Source organism: Parapedobacter composti, assembly GCF_900112315.1.
GTDB classification, from domain to species: Bacteria; Bacteroidota; Bacteroidia; order Sphingobacteriales; family Sphingobacteriaceae; genus Parapedobacter; species Parapedobacter composti.
The window spans coordinates 441,396-467,814 of record NZ_FOLL01000001.1; the positions used below are offsets into that span (position 1 = coordinate 441,396).

Annotated in this window: 17 protein-coding genes; all 17 read left to right on the top strand. The window is 47.6% G+C overall.

The window, feature by feature from the left end:
• Window positions 1-176 precede the first annotated feature (176 nt).
• Window positions 177-1,187 (top strand): Gfo/Idh/MocA family protein, encoded by a 1,011-nt coding sequence (locus tag BM030_RS01625; RefSeq protein ID WP_170845599.1) that lies wholly within the window; start codon window positions 177-179, stop codon window positions 1,185-1,187.
• A 10-nt stretch (window positions 1,188-1,197) separates the two neighbouring features.
• On the top strand, window positions 1,198-2,382 hold the full coding sequence (locus tag BM030_RS01630; protein WP_090970382.1) for a Gfo/Idh/MocA family protein: 1,185 nt from the start codon (window positions 1,198-1,200) through the stop codon (window positions 2,380-2,382).
• Window positions 2,383-2,507: 125 nt separating this feature from the next.
• Complete coding sequence (locus BM030_RS01635; protein WP_244518603.1) at window positions 2,508-3,572, top strand: prolyl oligopeptidase family serine peptidase; 1,065 nt, start codon at window positions 2,508-2,510, stop codon at window positions 3,570-3,572.
• A gap of 107 nt (window positions 3,573-3,679) precedes the next feature.
• Window positions 3,680-6,874: a SusC/RagA family TonB-linked outer membrane protein gene (locus BM030_RS01640; RefSeq protein WP_244518604.1), complete on the top strand. Its 3,195-nt coding sequence runs from the start codon at window positions 3,680-3,682 to the stop codon at window positions 6,872-6,874.
• A 10-nt stretch (window positions 6,875-6,884) separates the two neighbouring features.
• Window positions 6,885-8,783: a RagB/SusD family nutrient uptake outer membrane protein gene (locus BM030_RS01645; protein WP_090970386.1), complete on the top strand. Its 1,899-nt coding sequence runs from the start codon at window positions 6,885-6,887 to the stop codon at window positions 8,781-8,783.
• Window positions 8,784-8,794: 11 nt separating this feature from the next.
• Window positions 8,795-9,982 (top strand): DUF5000 domain-containing lipoprotein, encoded by a 1,188-nt coding sequence (locus tag BM030_RS01650; protein WP_090970388.1) that lies wholly within the window; start codon window positions 8,795-8,797, stop codon window positions 9,980-9,982.
• A 34-nt stretch (window positions 9,983-10,016) separates the two neighbouring features.
• Window positions 10,017-11,195: a DUF4998 domain-containing protein gene (locus BM030_RS01655; protein WP_170845600.1), complete on the top strand. Its 1,179-nt coding sequence runs from the start codon at window positions 10,017-10,019 to the stop codon at window positions 11,193-11,195.
• Window positions 11,196-11,240: 45 nt separating this feature from the next.
• Complete coding sequence (locus BM030_RS01660; RefSeq protein ID WP_090970392.1) at window positions 11,241-14,147, top strand: alpha/beta hydrolase; 2,907 nt, start codon at window positions 11,241-11,243, stop codon at window positions 14,145-14,147.
• Between the two features lie 130 nt (window positions 14,148-14,277).
• Complete coding sequence (locus tag BM030_RS01665) at window positions 14,278-16,656, top strand: alpha/beta fold hydrolase (protein ID WP_090970394.1); 2,379 nt, start codon at window positions 14,278-14,280, stop codon at window positions 16,654-16,656.
• An 11-nt stretch (window positions 16,657-16,667) separates the two neighbouring features.
• Window positions 16,668-18,143 (top strand): sialate O-acetylesterase, encoded by a 1,476-nt coding sequence (locus BM030_RS01670; protein ID WP_170845601.1) that lies wholly within the window; start codon window positions 16,668-16,670, stop codon window positions 18,141-18,143.
• A 214-nt stretch (window positions 18,144-18,357) separates the two neighbouring features.
• Entirely contained in the window at window positions 18,358-19,710 is a 1,353-nt protein-coding gene (locus tag BM030_RS01675) for a Gfo/Idh/MocA family oxidoreductase (RefSeq protein ID WP_090970398.1), read from the top strand.
• A gap of 18 nt (window positions 19,711-19,728) precedes the next feature.
• Window positions 19,729-21,045, top strand: coding sequence for a sugar MFS transporter (locus tag BM030_RS01680; RefSeq protein WP_090970400.1), 1,317 nt, complete (start codon window positions 19,729-19,731; stop codon window positions 21,043-21,045).
• Between the two features lie 26 nt (window positions 21,046-21,071).
• Window positions 21,072-22,280, top strand: coding sequence for an N-acetylglucosamine-6-phosphate deacetylase (gene nagA, locus BM030_RS01685; protein WP_090970402.1), 1,209 nt, complete (start codon window positions 21,072-21,074; stop codon window positions 22,278-22,280).
• Window positions 22,277-23,041, top strand: a complete 765-nt coding sequence (locus BM030_RS01690; protein WP_211657494.1) for a glucosamine-6-phosphate deaminase — start codon at window positions 22,277-22,279, stop codon at window positions 23,039-23,041. The genes nagA and BM030_RS01690 overlap by 4 nt, the downstream gene beginning before the upstream one ends.
• 83 nt (window positions 23,042-23,124) lie before the next feature.
• The gene (locus tag BM030_RS01695; protein ID WP_244518605.1) at window positions 23,125-24,624 is read left to right on the top strand and encodes an MFS transporter; all 1,500 of its coding nucleotides are present in this window, start codon (window positions 23,125-23,127) and stop codon (window positions 24,622-24,624) included.
• 24 nt (window positions 24,625-24,648) lie between these two features.
• Complete coding sequence (locus tag BM030_RS01700; protein ID WP_090970404.1) at window positions 24,649-24,873, top strand: DUF6814 family protein; 225 nt, start codon at window positions 24,649-24,651, stop codon at window positions 24,871-24,873.
• Between the two features lie 23 nt (window positions 24,874-24,896).
• Complete coding sequence (locus BM030_RS01705) at window positions 24,897-26,408, top strand: carbon-nitrogen hydrolase family protein (protein WP_090970406.1); 1,512 nt, start codon at window positions 24,897-24,899, stop codon at window positions 26,406-26,408.
• Window positions 26,409-26,419 lie beyond the last annotated feature (11 nt).

Below are 26,419 nucleotides of genomic sequence, written 5' to 3' on the forward strand. Positions count from 1 at the left end.
GTTTTTTAAATTAAGTCTTGCATATTTTAAATTAATTCCCTTAATTAGCGGGTACGTTACCGCGATCCAATTATAGGCAAAATAAAATTGAGTTTTTAGCAGAGGAATCGTTATTTCATTGTTTTGATTTACTTAACGTGTACGTACACGTATTCGGTAGTTGATAATTGTTGGCTATGGATATATTAAACACAAGAAGAGAATTTTTGAAAGATTTCGCCGCATTAGGCGTTGGTTTATCGTTTTCTGCACTGCCGATGATAGGCAGAGCCCAAGCTGTGCCTGTGGGCAAACGGGTTGGAATAATCGGATTGGATACTTCCCATAGTATAGCGTTTAGCAAAGCGCTCAATGCCACCAATGCTGATCCGGGGTTAAAAGGCTATAAGGTGATAGCGGCCTATCCTTATGGAAGCCGGACGATAGCGAGCAGCGTAAAGCGTATTCCAGGGTATATAGACGAAATGAAAGGCTTGGGCGTGCGCATTGTAGATTCCATTGCGGAATTGTTGGAACAGGTTGATGTTGTGTTATTGGAAACCAATGATGGTCGGCTGCATCTAGAACAGGCATTGCCGGTGTTTAAAGCCGGTAAACGTTTGTTCATAGACAAGCCGATTGCCGCCTCATTGGCCGATGCGAAGGCTATTTTTGAGGCATCGGAAACGTATGGCGTTCCGACGTTCTCATCATCATCCTTACGCTACGTAGAGAACATTCCCGATCTTAAATCAGGCAAGCTTATCGGAAACATTACCGGTGTCGATGCATTTGCTCCAGCCACATTGGAACCGTCACATCCCGACCTGTTTTGGTACGGCATACATGGCATTGAGATTTTATATGCGGTATTGGGAACCGGTTGCCAAGAGGTCCGGCGGATATATGGCGCCGAAACAGATATCGTGGTAGGCACCTGGGCGGACGGTCGTGTAGGCGTTTTCCGGGGGCTAAGGAGCGGGAAAAACGGGTATGGAGGGATGGCCTACGGAGAAAAAGGACAGGCCGTTATCGGGAAATATTCCGGGTATCTTCCTTTGCTTTACCATATTGTTGAGTATTTTGATACAGGCGTAGTGCCTATAAGTCCTGCCGAAACATTAGAATTGGTGGCTTTTATGGAGGCCGCCGATTTGAGCAAGCGTAAGGGGGGTGGACCCATCAATGTACAAAAACTATTAAGTTAAGTCGGTTGGCATGGATAGGAGATTTTTTTTAAAAAGCAGCGCATATGGATTGGCGGGGCTTACGATGGTCGATCGACCGGTCGGGCATATATTGGCTAACCAAAGACGTCCATTGGCTGTCGGCATCGTCGGATTTGGTAGTCGGGGTTCCGGTATTGCCAGTATTATCCGAACCGTGCCAGGTATAGCGCTCCATGCATATAGCGATATTCTGGAGAACCAATTGCAGTTAGCCGGCAGGCAATTCACTGAAGCTAAAGCGTATCCTGATTACCGGAAATTGCTGGAAAATCCCGCTATTGAAGCGGTTATAATTGCGTTACCCGAGCATCTGCATTATCCGGCAGCTGTGGCAGCGTTACAGGCAGGAAAGCATGTCTATCTCGAAAAAACGATGGTACACACCATGGAGGAGGCCGAACAGCTCGTGCAGACAGCTGCACGTTATCCCAAGCAGGTATTACAGATAGGCCATCAATACCGTTATTACCAATTATACCATAGGGTGTTAGAAGTAATCCGTGAAGGTTTCATCGGCGACGTAACGCAATATGAATGTCAGTATCACCGTAATTCAGATTGGCGACGGCCGGTATCAGACCCGAAACTGGAAAGACAGATAAATTGGCGGATGTACAAAGAATACTCCGGTGGATTGATGACGGAGCTTTGCGCACATCAAGTCGACATCCTCAACTGGTTTAATGGAAGCCCGCCAGCGTCTGTGGTCGCTATTGGGGGCATTGATTACTGGAAGGATGGCCGTGAGACTTACGATAATATACGCGCCATATATGCCTATCCAAACGGGGTAAAGGCCAGTGTAAGTTCCATCCTTAGCAACGCATACAATGGCTATTCTATACGGATACTGGGCAGTAAGGGGACGATAGTGGTCCAGCGCACCAAAGCACTGGCTTATCCTGAACAGGTAAAAGCCCACTTAACCACTGTTGACGGCGTAACCGGCGCGACAGCGGAATCCTGGGGGCAAGGGAAACCCATGGAGTTAAAGTTTAGCAACCAAGACGGTCAAAACCGCGATCCCACGGCCTATGCACTGATGGATTTTGTCTCTTGCATAGGCGAGGGCAGAAAACCATTTTCCAATGTAGAAACCGGAAAAGATACGGCACGGGCAGTACTACTAGCTAATAAAGCTGCGGAGCAAGGGACCATGCAGTATTTGATTTGATTTGCCGGGTACCAATTATGAAAATTACGCGATTTCCTAAGCTACTACTATTTTTATGTTGCCTATGCATTAGCAATGCTGTAACCAAGAAAGCATGGCCTAAAGGAAATGGACCGGATAGCTGTTTGAGTATAGACATTATGCCGTTTTTCAAACCGCCTGATTCATTGGCAGAGCGGTTCGGCGACTTTCGGTCTCCATTGCAGTTTTATAGCGGTGCATGGGTGAAAGATGCTGCGGACTGGAAACGGCGAAGGACGGAAATTCTTCATCGTTGGTCTAGCTTGATGGGACAGTGGCCGCCTTTGTTAGAGGGTCAGCATTTAAGAATCGATTCATCAGTACAACGAACTGGCTATGTACAACATCAAATACGGTTCAAGTGGATGCCTAACGAGTGGACAGACGGTTATTTACTTGTTCCTGATGACCAAACAGCGCAGAAGCGTCCGGCCGTTCTCGTCGTATATTATGAGCCGGAGACCGCGATTGGCATGAGCGATAAACCCCAACGCGATTTCGCACGGCAATTGGTTAAGTCAGGTTTTGTTACGCTATCCATCGGTACAAGAGCCGCGTCACAGCGCCGCGAGTTTTCATTGTATTACCCTTCGATAGCGCATGCAGAAGTGCAGCCGTTGTCCATGTTGGCCTATGCCGCTGCTAATGCTTGGCACGTATTGGCTAATGTTTCGCAAGTCGATTCTACAAGGGTTGGAATCATGGGACACTCATTTGGTGGTAAATGGGCTATGTTTGCTTCCTGCCTGTTTGACAAGTTTGCCTGTGCGGTATGGTCGGATCCCGGAGTGGTTTTCGATGAGACTAAAGGGTCAGCAGTAAATTATTGGGAACCGTGGTATTTGGGATATTACCCGCCACCATGGCGAAATGTTTGGCGTAGGCACGGCAACGTTGAAAACGCCCAGGGACTTTATCCCGGTCTTATTGCAAAAGGCTTTAACTTGCATGAACTGCACGCACTTATGGCACCCCGGCCATTTTTGGTGTCGGGTGGCGAAGCCGATCCGGTAGAGCGATGGATTCCGCTCAACCATACCCGGAAAGTTAACCAGCTACTTGGTTATGAAGACCGTGTGGCAATGACCAACAGGGCTACGCATACTCCTGATGAAAAATCCAATCGCCAAGCCATCGCTTTTTTTAATCGATTTTTAGGCCAAAAATAGAAATGTTATGATTAAACACCGTACAAACCATCTGTCTTTTAACGGTAGCGTTACCGATACCAACTAAACCAATTACATGCTCATTTAACCAAGGAAATATGATAATTATGTTTTACCAAAAAAGTATCCGCGGCCGGATGCATAGGATTCGTCCGGCTGTGGGTAAACACCACGTGGCCATGGTGTTTGTGGCTGCTCTACTGTTGGCCCTGAGCGACCGTATAACTGCGCGGGAGAACGACGGTCGGAGAATAGCTCCTGCCCAAATTGAAGTACATGGGCAGGTGGTCGATTCCACTAATACGCCCTTGTCGGGCGCTACCGTTATGCTGAAAGGGACGAATGTAGGTACGCAGACCAACAATGAAGGACGGTTTTATTTCCCAAGCTTGGAAAGTAATGCTGTGCTTGTCGTCACCTATACCGGATTCTTGACCCAGGAGATATCAGTGCAGGGGCGAAACGAGTTGACCGTCGTACTGAAACAAGATCCGGCGAGTTTAGAGGAAGTGGTAGTTGTCGCTTTCGGCACGCAAAAGCGGACGGATATGGTGGGTTCGATAACCACAGTGAAGCCTAGTAACCTACGGGTGCCATCAAGCAACCTTACTACTGCGTTGGCTGGGCAGGCAGCGGGTATAATTGCTTATCAGCGAAGTGGAGAACCCGGGATGGATAATGCAGATTTCTTTATCCGTGGCGTAACGTCATTTGGTACAGGAAAAGTTGATCCACTGATCCTCATCGATGGAGTAGAGCTCAGTGTTACCGAATTGGCTCGGTTACGACCGGATGATATTGAAAGTTTTTCCATCATGAAGGATGCAACGTCTACGGCATTATATGGTGCTAGGGGCGCAAACGGCGTCATCTTTGTGACAACTAAGCAAGGAAAAGAAGGGAGAGCTTCTATATCGTTCCGGGCGGAAAGCTCGCTGTCAATGCCTACTAGCAATGTAGAACTCGCCGATCCGGTGACTTTCATGAAACTGTATAACGAGGCATTGGTCGCGCGCAATCCGTTTGAGGAACCATTATATACGCAGGAAAAGATAGATGCAACGAGCGAAGGCACGCACCCGATTATTTTCCCGGCGACTGATTGGCGAAAAGCGTTATTCAAGGACTATACACTTAACCATCGCTACAACCTCAACGTCAGCGGCGGTGGCAAGGTTGCTCGTTATTATGTAGCCGGTTCGTTGGCACAAGACAACGGAGTGCTGAAGGTAGACCCCGTAAATAACTTCAATAATAACATCGATTTGAAGAGTTATACGTTAAGGGCAAATGTCAACATCGACTTGACCAATTCAACAGAGTTGATTGTGCGGCTGAATGGCAATTTTGATGACTATACTGGGCCGATTGAAGGGGGAGCAGACCTTTATAATAAGGTTATCCGTACCAACCCAGTCGACTTTGTGCCTTACTATCCCATAGATGACGAACATAGTCATGTCAAGCATATTATGTTCGGAGGTGTTTCTGATCGGTCTTTTTTAAATCCCTACGCCGATATGGTAAGAGGTTATAAAGACTATACACGCTCGCTGATGATGGCCCAGATGGAACTGAAACAAGACCTTTCGTTTTTGACCAAAGGATTGAGCTTTCGTTCTATGTTTAACACCAACCGTGTATCACGATTTGATATAGAACGATCGTACAACCCATTTTTTTATGAGTTGAATTTTTTCGATCGGCGGTCTGGAGCATATTCGATTTATTCGTTTAACGAATCGAGTGGGACGGAGTTTCTAAGTTTTAACCTCGACAACGAATTGCGGCAGCAAACCTCAACCTTTTATATGGAGTCCGCATTAAATTATAACCGAGAGTTAGGAGACAAGCACACGTTAAGCGGACTATTGGTTTACCTCATGCGGTCGAATATGAGTGCACAGGCCAATAGCCTACAATTGTCGTTGCCGTCGCGTAATGTGGGACTTTCCGGTCGGGCTACATACGCCTATGACAACCGGTATTTCTTGGAATTCAATTTCGGCTACAATGGCTCCGAGCGTTTCCATACTAGCAAACGCTGGGGGTTCTTCCCCTCAGCAGGGGTTGCTTGGAGTGTCTCCAATGAAAAATTTTGGGAGCCGCTTAAAGAACAAATCAATAATTTCCGCTTGCGGGCCACTTACGGCCTTGTAGGCAATGACGCTATAGGATCGACTTCAGATCGGTTCTTCTATCTCTCCGAAGTGAGCATGAATTCAAGCGCTCGTGGTTTTACATTTGGACGGGAAAGCAATTATTCTACCAACGGTGTAAATATCAGCCGGTATGCAAATCCGGATATTACTTGGGAAACTTCTCACAAAACCAATTTGGCTGTTGAACTCGGGTTGTTCAATAAGGTGAACATTATGGCGGATTTCTTCTCGGAAATCCGCACCAATATCCTCATGGATCGGGCCGATATCCCATCGACCATGGGATTAACGGCAGATGTAAGGGCCAACGTAGGCGAAGCGTCGGGAAAAGGGATGGACATATCCGTGGATTACTCACATAGCTTTTCCAATCAAATGTGGTTACAAGCACGAGGCAATTTCACTTACGCGACAAGTAGGTTCCGTGTCTATGAGGAACCGCTATATGACCGTGAATGGTGGAAATCGAAAATAGGACATCCCATTAGTCAACAATGGGGATATATCGCGGAACGCCTATTTGTTGACGATAATGAGGTTGCAAATTCTCCGGCGCAAAACTTCGGTACACCCAATATCGCTGGCGATATAAAATATAAAGATATAAATGGAGATGGCATGATTACAGAACTTGATCAGGTACCTATCGGTTTTCCGACCACGCCGGAAATCATTTACGGCATCGGTTTTTCAGTTGGGTGGAAGTCATTGGATCTTTCCGCGTTTTTTCAAGGGTCAGCATATTCCTCGTTCTGGGTGTCGCCAAGTAGTGTGCAACCTTTTGTAGGAGGTAAGCAGATATTGAAGGCTTTTGCAGACGATCATTATTCGTTGGAAAACCCAGATATCTATGCGCTTTGGCCAAGGCTAAGTGTTAATAACCATGCGAACAATACACAGCGGAGTACATGGTGGTTGCATGATGGGGCATTTCTTCGCCTGAAACAGACGGAACTAGGGTATTCCTTGCCTCAATCGTTATCTAAACGGTTGCGTATGAGTACCTTTCGTTTTTACTTGAGCGGAACAAATTTGTTGACGCTGAGCAGTTTCAAACTATGGGATGTTGAAATGGGCGGTAATGGATTAGGTTATCCCGTTCAGAAAGTATTTAACCTTGGCCTAAATGTTACTTTTTAATTAGCGAATCATGAAATTTAATAAGTTGAAAGGCATCGCACTGATTGGGGTATTAGTAATGACCAGTTGTAATCGATTTATCGACGTGGTGCCAGATAATGTGCCCACACTGGAATATGCGTTCCGCATGAGGAGTACAGCGATTGGATATCTTGCCACATGCTATTCTTTTTTGCCCAGCCTCGGAAACTATCAAACTAATCCCGGCCTATTGGGGGGAGATGAAATGTGGGCCACAGATAATAGGGAATGGCCGAATTTTATGATAGCAAGAGGCGAACAGAATATTAATAATCCGTACTTAGATTCCTGGAATGGGGCAAACTCTGCCACGGCTATGTGGATGGGTATTAGCCAATGCAATATTTTCTTGGAGCATATTTCAAGCGTTCCAGACATGGAAAAATCCGAGATAGATCAGTGGATAGCAGAAGTCAAGACGCTCAAGGCATACTACCATTTCTATTTGTTAAGGACGTATGGCCCTATCCCGATTATGAGAGAAAATTTGCCGATTTCGGCTTCCGGGGATGAGGTTCGTGTGGTTCGGCGTCCCGTTGACGAGGTGTTTGCGTATATCGTTGAATTGCTGGATGAGGCTATCGTGCATTTACCCGACAACGTATTGGACGAAAATTCAGAGATGGGCCGGATTACCTTACCCATAGCAATGGGTTTGAAAGCAAAGGTGTTGGTCTATGCCGCAAGCCCGTTATTCAATGGCAACACGGACTATTCCAATTTTACAAATAAGGACCAAACCCCATTGTTTGATCAAACATATCGTCCTGAAAAATGGGAGCGCGCAGTCATTGCGTTGAAAGAAGCTATCGAATATGCGCACATATTAGGGTATGAATTACATGAGTTCCAGCCTAATTTTCAGGCTCGAAACATTTCAGATACCACCAAGCTTCAAATGAATTACCGTGGTACGGTAACCGAGCGGTGGAATCCTGAAATCCTTTGGGCCAACACAAACAGCACGACTCGAAATCTACAACTAGCAATGACCCCGAGGGCATTGAATTCCAGTATGGTAGATTATCAGTTGCCCTATGGCACTGTTGGCGTCACACTTAAAGTAGCTAGCCTTTTCTATACAAGTAACGGAGTGCCTATCGAAGAAGATCTTACATGGAATTATAATGATCGATTCCAATTGAAAACGGCAACGGAAAACGAAAAATACAAAATAAAAGAAGGTTACGTTACAGCACGGTTCAACTTCGATCGAGAGTCGCGATTTTATGGCGGGTTGGGTTTTGACGGCGGGATTTGGTACGGACACGGTAGGTTTGATGATAACGATACGTATTGGTATGAAGGAAAGGTGGGCCAGTATGGAGGTAAAGTAGGGATTGGCTTCCACTCGGTGACGGGTTATTATGCCAAGAAATTATCAAATTACGCCAACACACCCGTTAACCGTAATAGTTATACGACCACCAATTACCCTTGGGTGATGCTGAGGTTGGGCGACCTGTATCTGTTATATGCGGAAGCGTACAACGAGTTGTATGGTCCCGAAGAGGAAGCCTATCATTATTTGAATCTGATCCGAGCCAAGGCCGGCCTTCCAACAGTGCAGGAAGCTTGGACAAATTTTTCCATTAATCCCAATAAATATACTACGAAAGAAGGGCTTCGCGAGATTATTCATCAGGAACGTGCAATCGAACTAGCGATGGAAGGAGAGCGGTTTTGGGATTTGCGACGCTGGAAAACAGCCCCCGTCGAGTTGAATGGTCCGATTTCTGGCTGGGATGTAGACCAAGAGACTGCAGGCGGATACTATCGCGAACGGATTATCTTTCATCAATCTTTTGCATTAAAAGATTATTTCTGGCCCTTGAGAGAAAGAGATTTAATTGTCAACAAAAATCTGGTTCAAAACCCAGGTTGGTAATATATTAAGCTATGCGAAAAATTAGTTTATTTGCGATTGCCTTATTGTTTTTGGCTGGATGCCAGGAGCGCGAATTAGCACCACTTGTAACGTCTGATGCCAAACCGGGCACGGTAAGCAATGTGGGCGTTGAAAATCTTCCCGGGGGAGCTAAAATCACCTATTCGCTTCCCGGCGATCCAGATCTTTTGTATGTGGTCGCTGAATATGCAATACGGGGTGGTGAAGGACGGCGTATTGCAAAGTCGTCTGTTTATAAGAACCATATTGTATTGGAGGGGTTTGTTAGCACAGAACCTCAAGAGGTAATCTTATATGCGGTAAACCGATCCGAGAATCGCTCAGAACCGACATCTGTTACTATCCAACCATTGAAGGCTCCCATACACACTGTTTTTGAATCATTGCAAGTCGCACAGGATTTCGGTGGAGTGAATTTACATTTTGTCAATGAACAACGGCGCGAATATGTGCTGTACACATTAATCAAAGACGAAGATAACGAATGGAAAACGTACGACCGTTTATATACCAGTGCGGCCGAATGGCGACACAATGTCCGCGGATTACCTCCCGAAGAAACGGAGTTTGCGTTTTTGTTCAGTGATAAATGGCTGAATCGATCGGATACACTTTTCCAAACACTCACTCCCATGTTTGAAATAGAATTGGATAAGGGAATTTGGCAGCATTATCCGTTGAACAATGATTATTTTACGCCACTATATCCCGCTCATCCCGTTCAGAACTTGTGGTCCGGTAGAACTTCCAATTATTTCTTCTTACAACCCTACGACGGAATTGAGCTTCCACTATGGGTTACCATAGACTTGGGGCAAAAGGCTATATTTAGTCGGTTCAGGCTCAATCAGCCCACACACAATAATATGGAGAATTGGATGTATACCAATGGTTCTCCTAGGAAGTATGAAATATGGGGAAGCAATGATCCCAGCCAAGATGGTTCGTGGGATAGCTGGGTGAAGCTTGCCGAATTCGAGTCAATAAAACCTTCCGGATTGCCTTTAGGGCAGTTATCTAACGAAGACAGGGCGCAGTCTCGGGCAGGCGAAGACTCTAATTTTCCGCAATTATCAGAAGCTTACCGATATATACGCTTCACAGTAACGGAAACGTGGGGATATACGCCAATTATTCGCGTGTCTGAATTGACACTTTGGGGTCAACCCACGGATTGATCAGACAGGTTCACAAATTTTTATGATTATACGAATGAAAAGTTCTATAAAATTATTATCGGTTCTCACATTAATGGTAATTACCTGTGCACTCGGCTGCAAGAAAATGGAGGATAAGATCAGTGAATTTATCAAAGATGGGGAGACGATTTATATTGCAAAGGCAGATTCGATCAAGGCAAGAGGAGGTAATGAACGGATAGAGCTGTCGTGGTTATTGCTTTCTGACCCTAAAGTTACTAACTATAAAATTTACTGGAATAGCCGTCAGGATTCGGTAGGAGGCGCGGTCACAAAGTCCCAAGACGTCGACACCGTCCGCGTCACGCTAAACGGCATGGTTGAGGGCACGTATTATTTTGAGATTTTTATGTTTGACAAAGATGGAAACGCTTCTATTCCTGCAACGGCAATCGGAAGAGTTTATGGCGAACAATACCAAGCTTCCCTTCTTGGGAGAACCTATAGGGGAATGACCAGGGTCGGAGAAGGGGTTGAGATTGATTGGATGCCGGCACAGCCTTCACTTGTAGGCGTGGAGGTGAAATATAGGGATAGTGAGGGAGGTATCGTTGAGCATATTGTGCCCCAAGGTGCTGAGCTGGATACCTTACAAAAGTTTCCGCCAAATGGCGACTTCCAATACCGTTCAATGTTTAAGCCCGACTCTAATGCCTTAGATGTTTTTTATACCGAATATGAATCCGGTCAAATTACGAATGATCTATTAGATGTATCGGCAGTTTCGTTTAGTTCATCGGTACAATATGGTGCACAGGAAGACCAATTAACCGTATTGCTCTCTTCGGACTTTAATGGCAAGTATGATGCTGATAATGTACAGGCCGCGACGTGGATTGATATCACCGATGCCTATCCATTGGCCGCTGGAACTAGCAGGACACCGTGGGGACCGAAAGACTTTTCGGAGTTCAAGGTAGAAAATAAGCCAATGTATATTGCGTTTATGTATGTTTTTGATCCAGAAAAAAGCGGATCACAGCGGAACTGGCTCATCAGAGATTTCGAGCTTACATCTGTGAATGGAGAGGTGATCGCCAATTTGCCTGAATCGGGATTTACGTTGGTTCATGAGGGGGCCGTTGAACCCGGGCGCTCTACATTATCCAGTACGACGATTACCCTGCGGGGTAATGCATCCAATACGGAAACGAAAACGGTAACTTGGGCTATCTCGAAAGCTCTCTTTTAATATTTAACACGGTATTAACCCTGACTGGAGAAAGGTTCGTGGTATATGATTGATAATTTTTTGGTAAGCATATTAAGTTTGATAGGCTTATTGGTCGGTATAGAGCAGGACGTTGGGAAGAAAAATACTGCCAATAGCGATCACGATGTGATAGCGGTAGTTGGAGACCGACCCATTATGCAAGCAGAAATGATACGGGAAATGCGCAACCTGAGGTGGCGTGTCATGGGGCCGGTCAGAGATGGAGAAACCGCACAGGAATATTGGTTGGCAGAACGCGGTGATTCAGCGCGTATGGCTCGGCTTTATAACAGGGCTATGCATGTGTTACACGTTAGAAAGGTGTTAGAACAGATACTAGTCGAATACAACCTTTGGCAATATGCTGATTTTGAACATTTTAAGCTGCATCTTGTTGAGGCTAATCGAGCGCGAATTGTCAAGAAAAAAAAGGGGCAACTTATCTACGGGCCAGAGCAGTATAGCGAGCAGACATTCCTTGAATACCAAACCGCGATCGCGCTGATTAAACTTAAGGAGTTGCTGGTTGCAGACGGTACGCTGCCCATTACAGAACAAGCCCTCGCAGAGCAATATGCGGAAATGAAGCGCGGACCTTACCAACGCGACAAGTTCACGTTCTCCGCGTATAGGCGACAAATCACTGCTGCCTACATTGAAAAGGCGTTTGATCATTGGCTTAGTGCGCAGGTCACGACTATTGCGGTTGAACGGCTGAATGAGCCGGATTTTCAAACGTTATACCACTGGTTACACGAGGTCAATCCTTCGGGAACGTTCGAATCGCCTGCCAAACCGGTCGGTGGTACCATATATTACGTTGATAACTTCAATGGTAATGATTGCCACAGTGGCACCACACCCGATCAAGCATGGAAATCTCTTGAAAAAGTTAACGCTACTCGTTTCCATCCGGGTGATTGTATCTACTTCCGCAGAGGTGGTATTTGGTTTGGTAAACTCCATCCACAGGGAGATGGTGCAACTGATGCACCCATCGTTATCAGTGCGTATGGAACCGGCCCGAATCCACTGTTGCATGGCAACGGACTGCAAGGTTCAGGCGTTGTGAGTTTTTATAATCAGTCTTATTGGGAAGTAGGTAACCTGGAAATCGTCAATCCGGCCGATAGTGCAGGCGATAGGCGCGGCGTGGAAATTAAGGCTGAAAATGCCGGCGTGATACGCGGTATCCATTTACACCATTTGCATATCCATGACATCCACGGAATCCGCGGACACGATTACGCCAGTAAAAAGACAGCAGGTATTTATTTTGGTGTCGTCGATGATCGACAACGCCCAACCCGGTTTGATGATATCCGTGTATCCGATTGCCTACTGCATCATATATCCAATCAGGGAATTGTAACAAATAATGAACGTAATCATAAAGATTACCCCGGTACTGAGCGGTGGCACCAGCAAAAATTTACGGGTCTGGTCATTCATCAGAACGTATTGCATCATATTGCAAAAAACGCCATGATTGTGCGACTTACCGAAGGAGGACTCGTAGAACACAACCTTTGTTATGAGACGGCCTTAGGGATGTCGGGTAATACGATGTTCACTATTAGTGCGAGAGGTACGACTTTTCAGTACAATGAAGGTTTTCTTAATCGTTCTACCGATGCTGATGGTAGCCTTTACGATCCCGACCTGCGCAGCCCAGGTACGATCTGGCAATATAGTTATAGCCACAATAATTCCCACGGGCTGGTTTGGTTCTGCACTGCATTGGCGGATACGGGGATTGTAGTGCGAAATAATATCAGTAGTAACGACCACGGTTTTCTTGTTTATGCCAATTATGCATTTTCCGGCGCTAAAATCTACAATAACGTCTTCCATATAGGTAAAAATCGCTCGCCTGTAATCATTCAGGAGAACGCTGGCAACACGCATGTCTACGAATATCGTATGAACCGCATCTACAACTACAGTAACCTTACCAGTTACGGATTTGCTGGGCCGGAAAATAGAAAGCAACACCGAATGATTAGGGAGAACTATTACTATGGATTGCAACCCTCCGTCGAAGAACAGTCTCCTCGTACGATCGATGACGGGTTGAAAAAAGCTGATCCTCCCAGCAGGTATTACGATGTAGCATCATGGTTTGGAGTTGAATCGCCTGGTTTGGTGGGCGAAGATAATTCTTCTATGGTAAACGTATACCGCAATATCCGGTATGCGGAAAAACCTGAAACTGTTTATGATTCAGACACATCCAGCGATCGCCTGTTGGATCTTTACTTGCCAGTTGATAAACAAGGCGTAAAGAAGCCCGTTATCCTATTTATCCACGGCGGCGGTTTCTCAGGAGGGGATAAATCCGCCCTTGAAGGATTTTGGCGGAATCTCGCTACCAAGGGATTTGCCGTGATCTCAGCAAACTATCGGCTATACCTTAAACACCATAAAGCTTCGGGGGGCAGCGCCAGTGAAAATATGGCACAAGGCCTTAGGCCAGACGGAAAATTTCACCCTGCATTGCAGAAAGCGGTAACCATTGCGGCTAGCGATGCAGCTAAAGTGCTCGAATGGATAACGGAAAACGGAGAAGCCTTTGATTTGGATGCGCAGCGGGTTGCGGTTTCCGGTGGTTCCGCGGGAGCCATGACTGTGCTCCACTTGGCGTATGCTTCCGCTCAAACGGCGTTACCGGTAGGTGCGGTGATCAATATGTGGGGAGGCCTACAAGATACGTCGGTTATCAATGCCGGTGCGCCTCCAATGCTGACCTTTCATGGTGACAAGGACAAATTGATTCATGTGGACTATGCTTATGCGATTGATGAGCGGATGAAGGCAGTCGGCGTGTTATCTGAACTGTATATCCTTGAAGGGAAAGGTCATGCTATTTATAACGTTATCAATAGAGATTATACAGACATTATTGTGAAATTTCTTAGAAATGTATTGTAGCAGCGTTTGTCATATAATATCCATCAAGTATCGTGGTGATTTACCACTTTTCCAGGTAATAAACCAGTCTGCCGATCAATGAAAAACTGTGGAAAATAGGATTCCTAATATGTCGACTAAGATTTAAGTCATGACCAATAAACTTATGCTAGTAGGTGTGGTTTTCTGTATCATCATGCCACAAGTTTTGTATTCGCAAGGGCAGATTGAACGCCGAAAAAAATACCTCGAAGAAAGTTTGCAAATAAATATCAAGCAACGGTTTCGGGCAAACACCAGGCGAATCAGCGTACAGGACAGCACTTGGGATGACTGGCTGCGGCGGACAGGAGAACTACCGCCAGATTTTTCGGCTATGCCGTCTACGCCTATGCTGCCCGACCCCTTGTTGTACAACCGAGAAGGTAGAACATTTCGGATTACGACTCAAGCCCAATGGGACGAACAGCGGGAGTGGATTAAAGCACAGTATCAGGAATGGATAGCTGGGCATGCGCCCCCCGCTCCTGGAAACGTAGAACCGGAAATTTTGAAAGACACAGTAGAAGCGGGAGGAGCGCGTGTGCAGCTCATTAAATTGAAATTCGGCCCCAAACAGCAGGCAACGATGACCTTGGAACTCATTGTACCGGAAGGGAGTGGCCCTTTTCCGGTATTCATGACGCAATGGAACCATCGCGGGTGGGCACAGTTGGCCGTAAAACGGGGCTATATCGGTTGCGTTTATGCGGCTGCGGACGTTAAAGATGATACGGATTACTACCAGGCACGCTATCCCGACTATGATTTCAGCGGGCTGATGAGAAGGGCTTGGGGAGCATCTAGAGTTGTGGATTATCTGTTTACCCGCCCGGAAGTTAATAACGAGCAAATCGCCATCACAGGCCATTCAAGAAACGGGAAGCAATCGCTATGGGCAGCCGCTTTTGATGAACGGATTGCAGCGGTAATATCAAGTAGCTCAAGCACCGGTGGAGATATGCCGTGGCGATATTGTGATCCCCAATATGCAAGCGAAACGTTGGACTATGTAGCGGCGTGGAACGGGCACTGGTTTCATCCGCGTCTCCGGTTCTTTGCTGGGCGGGAAGATAAACTGCCAGTTGACCAGAATTCTTTGGCTGCGTTGGTAGCACCGAGACCTTTACTATTTCATTATTCTATAGTGGAACAGGGACTTAATTCATGGTCGAACGAGCAGAACTATTATTCGGTCAAGAAAGTATATGAGTTCCTTGGGGTGCCTGACCGGATAGGTGTGCATACGCGTATGGGTGAGCACGCGGTCGCTGCCAGGGATGTAGAGGCAACCATTGACTTTTTGGATATCCAGTTTAAGCGCATCGACTTGGAATGGACGAACCGATTGTATTACACGTACAACTACGAGCGATGGGAAGCACAACATGAGGAGGAGCGTGCCGAAGCAGCGCGCATTAATAAGGTGTCGCTCAACGGCCATTATACTGATTTAAATGACTTTAAAAAAGAGAGGGCGCAAATCGTTGCCAACCTGCATTGGCTATTAGGTGAAGAGCCGTCTGGCGTAAGGGCGGCCGATGTCGTGGTACAACCGAAACCAAGGTATGATTGGGTTGAAAGTGTCGTGCCGCGTCCTGTGGTACCCGGGGCCAAAGCCCTTTATTTGGGACCTTACACGGCTATTGGCGATCATATTTCCGGTGTGTTGTATTGCCCCGTGAATCAATCGGGCAGTATAAAACTGCCACCCAGCGGTAAATTGCCAGTTATCATTTACGCACATCAGTATGCTTATTCTACAGGTTTTTCAAAAGGGTACGACAAGGACGGCAGACGGGGCACAACGCGGTTATTCGAAGCGCTCGTGAAGCAGGGGTTTGCTGTTTTGGCCATCGATATGTACGGCTTCGGCACACGTATTGAAGAGGCTACGCATTTTTATCAACGGTACCCGAAATGGTCAAAAATGGGAAAAATGGTACGCGATATCCGTAGTTGTATAGACGCGGTGGAAGATTTGGATTTTGTCGACGAGAAACACGTCTATCTGCTGGGTAATACAATCGGGGGTAGCGTATCGTTGTTCGCCGCTGTATTGGATAAACGTGTTGCCGGGGTGGCGACCGTGGCTGCTTTTTCACCGTGGAGGACGTCCAATAGCCAATATGAGTCGTTGAGGACATACTCGCACTTGCACGGATTTATCCCGAAGCTTGGCTTTTTTGCCGATAGTCCATCCGATGTACCGGTTGATTTTGGTGAACTGCTCGCCGCAGTAGCCCCCACACCGATATTAATTATTGCGCCCGATATAGATCGGCACACAGATATCGAAGCGCTAAAGCGGGCAATGGTTCCCGTAAGTCAAGTATATGACTTATACGGGAAACAGGAGCACCTTATCGTCGATTATCCCCATGAAATTAACCGATTGACTACGGAGATGTTCCCTGAAATCGGAGTGTTCTTCCGGTCATTATATAACGGTAATTTGCCAGATGTGGTCAAACACCGGTCAATCAAATGAAATTACACGATATGAATAAGACGTTGATTGTTGGCCTACAGTTATTTTTTAGCTGTTTCACGATAACTACATTTGCACAACCTCAAAAGGACGTACACATCTACATCTTAATGGGGCAGTCTAACATGGCGGGACGGGGTAAAATAACCGACGATTATGCGCAGCACGGCCACCCTCGTGTCATGACGTTCAACCAATCTGGCGAATGGGAGCCTGCCAAACATCCACTCCATTTTGACAAGCCGAAAATGGCCGGTGTCGGACCGGGCCTTACCTTCGGCATGGCCATGGCTGAAGCATATCCAAATGCAATTATTGGCTTGGTGCCATGTGCAGTAGGCGGAACCTCCATAGCCAAGTGGATCCCGGGGGCTTATGATGATAAAACAAATACCCATCCCTATGATGATGCGGTGGCCAGAATACGTCAAGCGATGAAAACCGGCATAGTGAAAGGTGTTATTTGGCACCAAGGTGAGGGTGACAGCAATGAAGCATCGTCTAAAGTATATTTGGAAAGGCTCACAGTACTTATCGGAAGGATACGTGCCGTGGTTGGCAATTCAAACCTCCCGTTTATCGTCGGTCAATTGGCGAGATATCGAAATAACTATCAACTTATCAATAGCGAATTGCGTAAACTTCCGGCGTCGGTTGAGCATACCACGGTGGTGTCATCGGAAGGGTTATGGCATTTGGGGGATGGAACGCATTTCGATAGTTTTTCGGCCGCGGAATTCGGCAGGCGCTTTGCTGCAGGTATGCTCAGAATGCAACCGCATCTGGCTGCCGTGCAAGAAAATGCTGTCTTCGGGAAGGCGGACTCGTACTCATCGACAGACGCCCAGGGGTGGGAAGTCTTGTTTGACGGCAATGACCCAAACATACGTTGGAGAAGCATTAATGGCGATCAGTTTCCGGAAAAGGGTTGGGCGGTTGAAGACGATATGTTGGTGATTTTGCCGGGGAGGAAAGGAAAGGATATTATCACGCGGGAGCAGTTTTCGGATTTTGAACTCGAGCTGGAAGTCAAATTAACCGACTCGGCCAATACAGGTGTTAAATATATCGTGGCTCCCTTGCGGAACGCCAAAGGCAAGACGGTATTCAATGGCCCAGAATACCAATTGATCGACGACTTTAAGCATGAATCTGTAAAAGGAAATAGAAGTCCAGAAACCAGTTCTGGATCGGCTTACTTGTTATATGCGCCCAATGACAATAAGACATGGAAACACGCAGGAGAGTGGAATCATATTAGGATTATTGTGAAGGGAAAGCATATAGAACATTGGTTGAACGGCAAAAAAATCCTTGCGTATGAAAGGGGGACAGATGGGTTCAGGAAACGGGTGGCTGAAACCAAATTCAAGGAGTATCAAACTAGTGCGACGGCTTATGGGGAGGCGACATTCGGGCACATCCTTTTGCAGGACCATGGAGATAGTGCCTATTTCAGGAATATCAAAATAAGAAGGCTTCACTGAATGCCAATGTCCGCAAAAATGGCATCGCTTGTATTTACAGAGGCGCTATGTATTGGCTGAAGGAGAAATCCGTCAAATAATGAGAAAAAATTATGTACTATAAAATAAAGTGTTTATCTTCGTGTACGTACACGAAGCGTTTTTTCTTCATTTTCGAATAATTCCGAACGGAGACTTAGCGGGTATAGCCAATAATAAAACAACATAATTTAACATGAAAAATCCATTGGACTCAAGAAGAGACTTTATCAAAAAAGCAGCAATAGGTACAGCTGCCTTTTCGTTAGGCGGGGTGCTTCCTGCTTTCAGTGCCAAAAGCTACCGGAATATTGTTGGTGCAAATGAACGCGTCCGCGTGGCCATGATGGGGGTCAATGCGCGGGGACTGGCGCTCGCCACAAATTTTTCAGCGCAATCCAATTGCGAGGTGGTTTATGTTTGCGATGTGGATGGACGTGCCGCCGCAAAATGTGTGGAGCGGGTAGAGCGCAACCAGAACCGCAAGCCGAACACGGAGCCTGACATCCGAAAACTGCTTGAGCGTAGCGATTTCGACGCCCTGGTGGTAGCTGCACCGGACCACTGGCACGCTCCTGCGGCGATTCTGGCATCAAAGGCTGGTAAGCATGTGTACCTCGAAAAGCCAGCCAGCCATAATCCGCACGAGGGGGAACTGGTCGTGGCAGCTCAGAAAAAGTATGGCAATGTTATTCAGATGGGCAACCAACGGCGGTCGTGGCCGAACGTGGTACAGGCCATCAACGAACTGCACGGAGGAATTATCGGTAAGCCTTATTTCGCAAAAACTTGGTATACGAATAACCGGGCGTCCATTGGTGTGGGCAAGCAAACGGCTGTACCGGAATGGCTGGATTACGAATTGTGGCAGGGACCTGCACCGCGCCGGCCGTTTCAAGATAATGTTATCCACTATAACTGGCATTGGTTCTGGCATTGGGGTACCGGGGAAGCGTTGAATAACGGTACGCACATGGTGGATATTGCCCGCTGGGGTCTGCAAGTGGATTATCCAACCAAGGTTACTTCGGCGGGTGGCCGCTATCGGTATCAGGACGACTGGGAGACGCCCGATACGCAGGTGATTAGCCTTGAGTTCGGCGACGCCGGTACCATCACCTGGGAGGGGCGGAGCTGTGCTCCCAATCCAATCGAAGGTTCATCCGTGGGGGTGATGTTCTATGGCGAAAAGGGTGCCTTACAAATTGATGGCGGTAACTCCTATAAGGTCTTCGATCTAAAAAACAAATTGCTCAAAGAAGTAAAGAATGACGTAACCATAGACGCCCGTAACCTTACTAACCCGTCCCAGGCATTAGACGCCATCCACATCCAGAACTTTTTTGATGGCATTAAAAGTGGCAGCAAGTTGAATGCTGACATCCTGAGTGGCCATATCAGCACGCTGCTGGTACAGTTGGGAAACATTGCCCAGCGCACGGGCGGAATGCTGGACATCGATCCGTCCAACGGCCATATTCTGAACAATCGCGAAGCGCGTAAGCTCTGGAGCCGTGAATACGAAAAGGGCTGGAAACCCACCATATAACTAAATCCGTATAAAACCATGGCAACTTCAGATACAGCGGTAAGCGTGGCATCGCTATCGCGCCGGGATACTACAGTTTCTATCGTTATCATCGCCGGAATGTTTTTTATTTTCGGCTTTCTATCGTGGATAAACGCAATTCTCATCCCTTACTTCAAGATAGCATGTGAGCTCACCCACTTTCAATCGTATTTGGTGGCATTTGCATTTTACATCGCGTATTTCGTAATGTCCATGCCGGCTTCGTACTTGCTTAAAGCGGTAGGGTTCAAGCGGGGGATGATGATCGGTTTTTTTGCGTTGAGCTTGGGGGCGTTTATCTTCGTGCCTGCGGCAATGACGCGTACTTATGCGGTTTTTCTGATCGGTCTGTTTACCATCGGCGTAGGACTTGCAATCTTACAAACCGCAGCTAATCCTTATATCACCATTCTTGGGCCTAAGGAGCGTGCAGCACAACGGATTAGTATCATGGGCATCTGCAACAAATTCGCGGGTATCTTGGCTCCGTTGCTTTTCGCCGCTGCTGTGCTGCGACCTACCGATCAGGCAATGTTCGATAGCTTGGCCACAATGTCTGACGATATGCGGGCATCGGCGCTGGACGAGTTGATCCGGCGCGTTATCGCGCCTTACACGGTAGTTGGAGCGGTACTGTTCCTGATCGGGATTGGTGTGCGTTATTCGCCGTTGCCTGAAATCAACACCGAGGAAGAATCAGCCGAAGTACATGCTGCCAACCACGGGAAAACCCATATTTTCCAGTTCCCCCACCTGGTATTGGGTGCTGTTGCGATTTTTATCCACGTTGGGGCCCAGGTCATTTCCATTGATACCATTATCAACTATGCCGGTTCGATGGGTGTTTCGCTTATTGATGCCAAAGTATTTCCTTCGTATACGTTGGCAATGGCAATTGTGGGGTATTTTATGGGAATTGCTGTTGTTCCTCGTTGGATTAGCCAGACCAACATGCTGCGGCTTGTCACCATTATGGGGGCGGTGTTTTCCTTGTTGATTGTGTTCACACGGGGCGAAGTGGTGCTGTTTGGGCACCGTACCGACATTTCCATCTGGTTTGTGGTGTTGCTGGGGATTCCAAATTCGCTTACATGGGCGGGTATCTGGCCCTTGGCTATTGACGGGCTGGGCAGGTTTACCAAGGTAGGCGCATCGTTACTGATTATGGGGCTGTGTGGCAATGCCATCTTGCCGATGGTATACGGGTATTTTGCGGATGTGGCAGGGCTCCGAGAAGCTTATTGGGTGCTGCTGCCCTGTTATCTATACTTGATTTATTATGCGATGTGGGGCCATAAGTTACGGAAGTGGTGATAGTATTATTGTAATAAAGGATTTAAATGTCAAAAGTATATAAGAAGATTGTTAACGGCCGGATAATAACGCCATACCGCATCATCAACGGTGGGCAACTGCTATTTGCCGATGGAAAAATAGAAGAATTAAGCGAAGGCAATATCGACGCGCCGGATGCGGAGATTATCGATGCTGAAGGCCACTATGTATCTCCGGGATTTATCGATATCCATGTGCATGGCGGCGGAAATGCTGATTTCATGGACAACAGCGCCGAGGCATTCTGTCATGTGGCGGATACACATGTTAAATATGGCACCACGGCCATGCTGCCTACGGTGCTGACCAGCACAAAGGAGGCTATCATCCGTTCGCTCCAGGTTTATGAACAGGCACAGGGCGCGGGAAAAAAGGGTGCCCGTTTTTTGGGTATACACATTGAGGGACCCTACCTGTCTATGGAACAGCGCGGGGCGCAAGATCCCCGCTATATCCGAGACCCGAATCCGGCTGAATATTTTGAAATTCTCAATAGCTCCCCGGCCATCAAACGATGGAGTGTGGCTCCCGAAAAAAACGGTGCGCTCGCATTTGGAAGGGTTTTGCGTGAACGGGGTATATTACCATCTATAGCCCATACCGACGCCATTTATGACGATGTCATCAAGGCGTTTGAGCATGGATATTCCCTAGCTACCCATTTTTACTCGGCGATGTCCGGCGTCACTCGCCGGAATGCCTACCGGTATGGTGGGGTGGTGGAGAGTGCTTTCCTGATTGACGAGATGGATGTGGAGATCATTGCCGACGGCAAACATTTGCCGGCGGAGCTGCTAAAGCTAATCTACAAGCACAAAGGGCCCGAGCACACCGCCTTGGTTACCGATGCCATGCGGGCAGCGGCCATGCCTGAAGGGAACAGTATGCTGGGCAGCTTGGATGACGGTATTGCGGTCATCGTAGAAGACGGTGTGGCCAAACTCCCGGATCGCACGGCCTTCGCGGGCAGCACAGCCACTGCAGATCGTTTGGTCAGGACGATGATCAGCCAGGCAGATGTGCCGTTGGTTGATGCAATACGCATGATATCGGCTACACCCGCACGCATTATCGGTGTGAATGACCTGTTGGGCTCATTGGTCAGCGGGAAACAGGCCGACGTGGTTATTTTTGATAAAGACATTAGGGTCAGAAAAACGATTATCAAAGGTGATGTTGTTTATGACCATGAATATCAGCCGTTACCCGTATGAAAACAGGAAAAGTAGACTTATTAACGATACAGCAGTACGATAGCCGAGCGGCAATGGGGAGTGCGGCGGCTTCGGCGGTTGTCCGGGAGTTGCAGTCGTTACAGCAAAAACAGGAGACGGTCAATATCGTATTTGCCGCAGCTCCCTCGCAGAATGAATTTTTGGAAGCCCTGGTGCATACACCGGGAATCGATTGGACGCGAATCAACGCTTTCCACATGGATGAGTACATTGGCTTGCCCGACGATGCTCCGCAGCGTTTCGGCAACTTTCTGAAGGAGCGGATTTTTGGAAAACTGCCGTTCCGGTCGGTTAATTACCTAAATGGCAATGCTGCTGATGTGCGGCAGGAGTGCGAGCGCTATACGCAGTTGCTGCGGCAGCATCCGGTAGATATCGTTTGTATGGGCATTGGTGAGAATTGCCATATTGCATTTAATGATCCACATGTGGCGGATTTTAACGATCCTGCATGGGTAAAAGTGGTCGATTTGGATGAGGCTTGCAGGCAACAGCAGGTTAACGATGGATGTTTCCCTATGATTAGGAGCGTACCGACCCATGCACTTACGTTGACCATTCCGGCATTGATGGCGGCTACTTTCATTTTTTGTGTCGTGCCAGGCGCAAATAAGGCCACCGCTGTCCGCCACACGTTGACGGCGGCGGTCCATGCAATGTATCCGTCCACAGTGTTGCGTACGCATGGAAATGCTGTCTTGTTCGTCGATGGCGACAGCGCCTCGGAAGTGCAGTTATAGATTTTTTAAAATTCTGGCGAAACATTCCGTTTTAGTAGTTACTTTAGCGTCCTTGTTAACCAATTTGATAGCGAAACCGAGTTATGCAAAACACTGCTGCGGAGATGCCCGGGTCCAGTAAGAAAACACTGTGGAAAGTTATCGGCGCATCCTCTTTGGGTACATTGATTGAGTGGTACGACTTTTACATCTTTGGCAGCCTGGCCATTGTTATTTCCACCAAATTCTTTCCGCCGGATAACCCTACGGCTGCCTTTCTTTCTACATTAGCCACCTTTGCTGCAGGCTTCGTGGTTCGTCCTTTCGGGGCGTTGTTTTTCGGTCGGCTGGGCGATATCATCGGCCGTAAGTACACATTTATGGTTACCTTGCTGCTCATGGGCTTGGCCACATGCGCCATTGGCCTGGTGCCGGGTTATGAAACCATCGGTTTCGCCGCGCCGGTCATTGTGCTGATACTGCGTTTATTGCAGGGCTTGGCCCTGGGAGGCGAATACGGCGGCGCTGCTACGTACGTAGCCGAACATTCCGAACCGCATAAGCGGGGATTCCGTACATCATGGATTCAAACTACCGCTACCTTCGGCCTGTTTATTTCCCTAGCGGTAATTATGCTGACGAAAAGCAGTATGTCGGCCGAGGCGTTTGATGATTGGGGATGGCGCGTACCGTTTTTGATCTCATCGGTCATGGTCGTAGTATCTTACTTTATCCGCCGGAATATGGATGAGTCGCCCCTGTTCAAAAAGGCGAAAAGTGAAGGAAACACGTCCAGTAACCCGCTCCGGGAATCCTTTGGCAAGAAATACAACTTCAAGTTTGTGCTGCTGGCACTTTTCGGCGCTACGATGGGGCAGGGGGTCATCTGGTATACGGGCCAGTTCTACGCGTTATCTTTCCTCCAAAGCGTATGTAAGGTCGATTTCGATCAAACCAATTTTATCATCGGATGTGCGTTGTTGGCAGGAACTGGCTTTTTTGTGTTTTTCGGCTGGCTATCTGATAAAATCGGTCGCAAACCCATCATGCTGGCGGGTATGCTGCTGGCTGTGTTGACCTACCGGCCGATTTATGACCAGATGTATCGGTTAACGGATGTAACAGCAAAACAGGAGCTGGTAGAACAACGGCACACGGCGGGGCAGACCGTGATGAAGGTATATGATGATGGCAGTACCGCCACGGTAGTCGGCCAGGGAGATGCCGTCATTCAAACCGTAAAGGTAGGGCAGGGGGCATTTGTTTCCCTAGTGCTGTTGGTATTCATCCAGGTCTTGTATGTGACCATGGTTTATGGGCCCATTGCGGCTTTCTTGGTAGAAATGTTTCCGGTGCGCATCCGTTATACCTCTATGTCATTGCCCTATCATATCGGGAATGGAATTTTTGGGGGCCTTTTGCCGGCGGTTGCCACATATTTGGTTACCAAGGCACAGGCTGCAAATATGGTACAGCAGACATCCGGCGCTTTACCCTATGATAAGCCATACTTGGAAGGGCTGTGGTATCCCATTATCATCGCAAGTGTCAGCTTCGTCATCGGGTTGCTGTATATCAAAAACAAAAACCAGGATGTGCAGTAATAAGTAGTAATAGCGTAAATTAACATGAATACGATAAAGCGAATATTGGGTGTTGTCTGGATTGTATTGGGGTTGGCAGCGGGCTATTACCTGATTGTTAGCCAAGCTATCCCTCAATTTAGCAGCGGTAAGGGTGAAGATTTGGTGCCTGCCATTATCTATACCTTTATCCTGATGCCTATCATTACGGGAGGATTATGTATCTTTGGATGGTATGCACTTACCGGTGAATATCGCGATGGAGATTGATCCGGTGGTGAGCAGGTTTACAGATGAATATCCAAGTCAGAAAGTTATCACTGAAGGATTATAACCACCTTATCGAGTCCATGACACAGGCTTATGGCGGAGTGGGCGGAGTATGGACGCGTAACCATATCAAGGATCTCATTACGTTATTTCCTGATGGTCAGCTATGCGTGGCTGTAGATGGCCGTGTTGTGGCCTGTGCGTTGGCCATTATTATCGATAGCCATAAAACCGATATTACAGATCCCTACCGGGAGATTATCGCTGGGGGTACCTTTTCTACCCACGATCCCGAAGGCGATGTGCTCTATGGCATTGAGATATTCGTCCATCCCGAGTTCAGGGATTTGCGGCTCGGCAGGCGGCTGTATGATGCCCGAAAAGAACTTTGCGAACATTGGAACCTCAAGGGAATCCTGGTGGGCGGCCGGTTGCCGAAGTACCATGAATACGCCGGAGAGTTAACACCAAGGCAATACATCGAAAAGGTGAAGCTGAAGGAGATCTATGATCCGGCGTTGACGTTCCAATTGGCCAATGATTTCCACGTCAAAAAGATTCTGAAAAACTACCTGCCCGGCGATACGGAATCGCTGGAATATGCTACCTTGCTGGAATGGAACAATATTTATTACGAGCCTAAAACAAGGTCTGCTTCGCCCACGAAACAAACCATCCGTCTGGGACTGGTGCAGTGGCAGATGCGGACGTTCCAGCATGTCGAAGCGTTTTACGAGCAGGTAGAGTTTTTTGTGGATGCGGTAAGCGGCTACGGCGCGGATTTTGTGTTATTCCCCGAGTTCTTTAATACGCCGTTGATGGAACCTTACAACCACCTACCTACTACCGAGGCGATGCGCGAGCTGGCGAAACTTACGGAAGACACCAAACAGCAGATCCAGCGTCTGGCCGTTTCGTATAATGTAAATATTATAGCCGGCTCCATGCCGTTCCTGGGCGAGGGTAACAGGTTGTACAATGTTTCATACCTTTGCCAGCGCAACGGCCGGACAGACGAATACCGGAAGGTGCACATTACGCCTAACGAAACCAGATACTATGGCATGTATGGAGGCGACCAGGTGCGTGTGTTTGATACCGACTGCGGAAAGGTAGGCATACTGATCTGCTATGATGTGGAGTTTCCGGAGCTGGGCCGCATTTTGGCCGACCAGGGGTTGCAGATACTTTTTGTGCCGTTTCTCACTGACACGCAAAACGGTTACACCCGGGTACGCAATTGCGCCCAGGCGCGCGCTATTGAGAACGAGTGCTATGTGGCCATTGCGGGATCGGTAGGGAACCTACCCAAGGTAAATAACATGGATATCCAATATGCCCAATCGGCCGTCTTTACCCCTTCGGATTTCGCTTTTCCCACCAACGCCGTGAAAGCGGAGGCAACACCGAATGCTGAAATGGTATTGGTGGTAGATGTGGATCTCAACTTGCTTAAAGAACTGAATCGGTACGGTACGGTCCAGAACCTCACGGATCGCCGCCGGGATTTATACCGGGTTTCATTAATAAAATAGTCACCGCTTAC